Source organism: Longimicrobium sp. (assembly GCF_036387355.1).
Taxonomy (GTDB): domain Bacteria; phylum Gemmatimonadota; class Gemmatimonadetes; order Longimicrobiales; family Longimicrobiaceae; genus Longimicrobium.
The window spans coordinates 1-3,729 of record NZ_DASVTX010000205.1 but is presented as its reverse complement, the minus strand read 5'-3'; the positions used below and the strand labels follow the sequence as shown (position 1 = coordinate 3,729).

At 72.6% G+C, this 3,729-nt stretch carries 4 protein-coding genes; all 4 read left to right on the top strand.

Going from position 1 to position 3,729, the window contains the following annotated elements; translation table 11 throughout:
- The first annotated feature begins 300 nt into the window (after nucleotides 1-300).
- A complete protein-coding gene (locus VF665_RS08940; protein ID WP_331053071.1) occupies nucleotides 301-1,101 on the top strand; it encodes an ABC transporter permease in 801 nt (266 codons plus the stop codon).
- A complete protein-coding gene (locus VF665_RS08935; protein ID WP_331053070.1) occupies nucleotides 1,098-2,276 on the top strand; it encodes an ABC transporter permease in 1,179 nt (392 codons plus the stop codon). The genes VF665_RS08940 and VF665_RS08935 overlap by 4 nt, the downstream gene beginning before the upstream one ends.
- A gap of 86 nt (nucleotides 2,277-2,362) precedes the next feature.
- The gene (locus VF665_RS08930) at nucleotides 2,363-3,091 is read left to right on the top strand and encodes an ABC transporter ATP-binding protein (protein ID WP_331053069.1); all 729 of its coding nucleotides are present in this window, start codon (nucleotides 2,363-2,365) and stop codon (nucleotides 3,089-3,091) included.
- Nucleotides 3,088-3,729: hypothetical protein (locus VF665_RS08925; protein WP_331053068.1), on the top strand; the 642-nt coding region annotated here is incomplete at its 3' end. The genes VF665_RS08930 and VF665_RS08925, both read left to right, overlap by 4 nt.

Below are 3,729 nucleotides of genomic sequence, written 5' to 3'. Positions count from 1 at the left end.
GCGCGACCGAAGAATCCCGCGCCACCGCATCCCATGCACGCCCGGTTGCGCGCCGCGCTCGGACGCTGCGGGTGCGGCGGGAGAGGCTGGAGCACGCCGCGCCGGACCGGGCGCGGCGGATGCTTCGGTCCGGGATTCTTCAGTCGCGCAGGAACGCGGTGCCGGGGAAAGCGCGGCGCACGCTCCTTCAGAATGACGTCCCCGGCTCCGGCGCGATGAGCGGGCAAGGAGCCGCCCCCGCTGGACGCGGCACGCCGCGCCGGGCTAGTTTGCGGGCAGCGGAGGGAACGCGTGATCGCGATGATGATGGCGGGGCTGCTGGGCGCGTCGCCCGCGCAGACCCCTGGAATTCTGCTGGAGCGCCGGCTCGCGGAGTCGGTGCCGCTCGCCGTGGGCGACACCGTGCGCGTGCGCGCGCTGGCGGGAAGCGCGCAGCCGCGCCCGTTCGTGGTGCAGGGCGTGTTCGAGCGCGCGGCGGACCCCAACCGCATCGCGCGCAACGACTTTGAAGTCCGCATGCACCTCCCGGACCTGGAAGCCATGCTCCCCGCACAGGACCGCGTGGACCGCTTTGCCGTGGTTCTGCGACCCGGCGCGGACGCCGATTCCGCCGCGCGGTGGATCGAGAGCACGGCGTTCGGCACGCGCGCGTACGGCAGCGCCGCGCTGGCCGAGCAGACCAGCGCCACCTTTCGCGTCGTGTCGCGCTTTCACGACGCCATCGGCATCGTCACCATCCTGGCCAGCGCCATCTTTCTGCTCTGCGTCATGATCATCCGGGTGGATGAACGCAAGCGCGACATGGGGATGCTGCGGCTGATCGGGGTGAGCCGGGGGACGGTGTTCCGCGCCATCGTCCTGGAGGCCATCGGCATCGCCGTGATCGGCTCGGTCATGGGCGGGCTGCTGGGGATGCTCGTGGCGCGCATTGTAAATGCCTACTACGCCAGCGTGTACGACACCACGCTCAAGTTCGCCCTGGTCACGCCGCGCATCGTGATGCTGGCGGCGGCGCTGGGGCTGGTGCTGGGTGCCACGGCCGGCGTGCTGGCGGCGTGGCGGGTGGTGCGCGTGGCTCCGCAGAAGCTGGGGCAGCGGTGATCGTATCCGCCTTTCTGCGCTCGCTCTTTCGCCGGGGCGGGCGCACCGCGCTGGCGCTGGCGGGAATCGCGGTGTCGGCCGCGCTGCTGCTGGACATGACCATGCTCGCCTCGGGCCTCACCGGCTCGTTCGGCGAACTGCTGGGCGTGAGCGGCTACGCCATCCGCGTGACCCCGCGCGGCAGCCTGCCCTTCGACAGCGAGGCGGGGATCGCGGGGGGCGACGAGGTGGGGCGGCGGATCGGCGCGGTGCCGGGGGTGCGCGCCGTGGCCCCGGTGCTGGGGGCGCAGCTCTACCTGGCCCGCGGCGACAGCGCGGGCGAGCCGCTGTTCACCACCGGCGTGGACCCCGCCTCCCAGTTTCTGTACCGCATCACCTCCGGCACCGCGCCCGGCCCCGGCCAGGTGGTGCTGAGCGAGCCGCTGGCGCGCGACGAGGGGCTGGGCGTGGGCGACACCATCCGCCTGGCGTCGGACCTGGACGTGTCGCTGGGCCGCGCGCGGCAGACGCGGGCGTGGCGGGTGGCGGCCGTGGCCGACTTTCTGTACGACTACGCGGGCCAGCGCTCCGTGGCCATGCCCATCGCCGACGTGCAGCAGGTCACCGGCCGCACGGGCGAGGTCTCGCTGTTCGGCGTGGCGGCGGACGCGGGGGTGGACGACGGCGACGTGGCGAAGCGGATCAGCGCGGTGGTGCCCGAGGTGTCGACGTACTCCACGCGCGAGCTGATGGCCGAGATGGACAAGCGCCTGCTCTACTTTCAGCAGCTGGCGACCATCCTGGGGAGCATTGCGCTGGCGGTGACGGCGCTGCTGATTTCCACCATCATCACCATCGGCGTGCGGGAGCGGTTCGGCGAGATCGCCACCCTTCGCGCCATCGGCGTGCGGCGGCGGCGGGTGATGCTGGCCATCGTCACCGAGGGGCTGGTGCTGGCGGGAGCGGGATGCCTGATCGGGCTTCCGCTGGGGCTGTGGATGGCGGGCCGTCTGGACCGCATCCTCCTGTCCTTTCCCGGCATTCCCGCGAAGATGACGTTCTTTGCCTGGGACGCCGGCCGCGTGGCGCTGGCGATGGCGATCGTGATCGCGGTGGGCGCGCTGGCGGGGCTGGTTCCCGGGTGGAACGCCGCCCGCACCGCCCTGGGCCGCGCCCTGCGCGAAGAAGCCGAATAGCCGCGCCACTTTCGTACTTTCGTACTTTCGTACTTTCGTACTTTCGTACATCGCACTCACGCACCCAGCACCCACGCACTCTCCTTTTGTCCTCCGTCATTGAAGCCCGCGGGCTGCTGAAGGAATACCCGTACGAGTCCGACGCCGTGCGCGCGTTGCGCGGCGTGGACCTCACCGTGGCGCGCGGCGAGCACGTCGCGGTGGTGGGGCCGTCCGGGTGCGGCAAGAGCACGCTGCTCAACACGCTGGCGGGGATCGAGCCGCCCACGGCGGGAACGGTGTCGCTGCTGGGCGAATCCATCTACGCGCTGGACGAGGGGCGCCGTTCCGCGCTGCGGCTGCGCAAGGTGGGCTTCATCTTTCAGCGCTTTCACCTGCTCTCCGTGCTCACCGCGTCGGAAAACGTGGAGCTGCCCATGGCGGAAGCGGGAATGGCCCGGCGCGAGCGGCGCGACCGCGCGCGCGAACTGCTGGACTACGTGGGGCTGGGCCACCGCCTCACGCACCGCCCGCCGCACCTGTCCGGCGGCGAGCAGCAGCGCGTGGCCATCGCGCGGGCGCTGGGCAACCGGCCGGAAGTGATCTTTGCGGACGAGCCCACCGGCGAGCTGGACCGCCGGACGGGCGACGAGATCATCAGCCTGTTCGAGCGATTGAACGCCGACGGCGCCACGCTGGTCATCGTCACGCACGATCCGCACGTGGCGGAACGGGCGCGGCGGCGGGTGGAGATGGCGGACGGGCTGATCGTGGCGGACCACGGCGGCGGCGCGCGTCCCGGTTCGCGCACGAGCGGGGAGGAGACGCGCGGATGATGCGTATCCACCGGATTCCCGTGCGGACGGCGGCGGCTTCCGTGCTGGCCGCGGCCCTCGCCATCTCCGCCGCGGATGCGCAGTCCGCCGCGCCGGTGATGCTGGACGGCGCGTTCGACGAGTGGAGCGCCGCCCCCGTGGTCGTATCGGACCCGGCGGACGCGCCCGCGCCCTATGCCGACGTGCGCGAGGTGCGGGTGCGCGACGACGCCGAGGGCGTGTACCTGATGCTGGTGCTGGAACGCCCCGTGTCGCTGCAGGCGCTGGACGGAACGCTGCAGCTGGTGATGAACACGGACGGCGAGGCGGCGACCGGGTGGGCGGAGGCGGGGATGCGCGGCGTGGACGCCGTGGTGGAGTTTTCTCCCCGCACGCCCAACGGACAGCTCGCGGGCGTGTCCCTGCGCGCGGCGCGCCGGCCGGGCGAAGCGCCCCAGGAGCGGCCCGCGACGGACGCGGGGGTCATCATGTCGCCCACCCACGCGGCGCAGCGGTTCGAGATCCGGCTGCGGCGCGGTGAACCCTTCCGCTTCGGCCGGCGGCTGGCGGCGCGCTTCGTTGCCCGCGGCCGTGGGGACGCGGTGGTGGACCGGACGGAGGTGTTTTCCGCTCCGCTGCCTCCCGGCGAGCCCCGCCCC

Coding starts and splice junctions, on each gene's coding strand:
- VF665_RS08940 (WP_331053071.1), top strand. CDS start 301: ATGATGATGGCGGGGCTGCTGGGCGCGTCGCCCGCGCAGACCCCTGGA.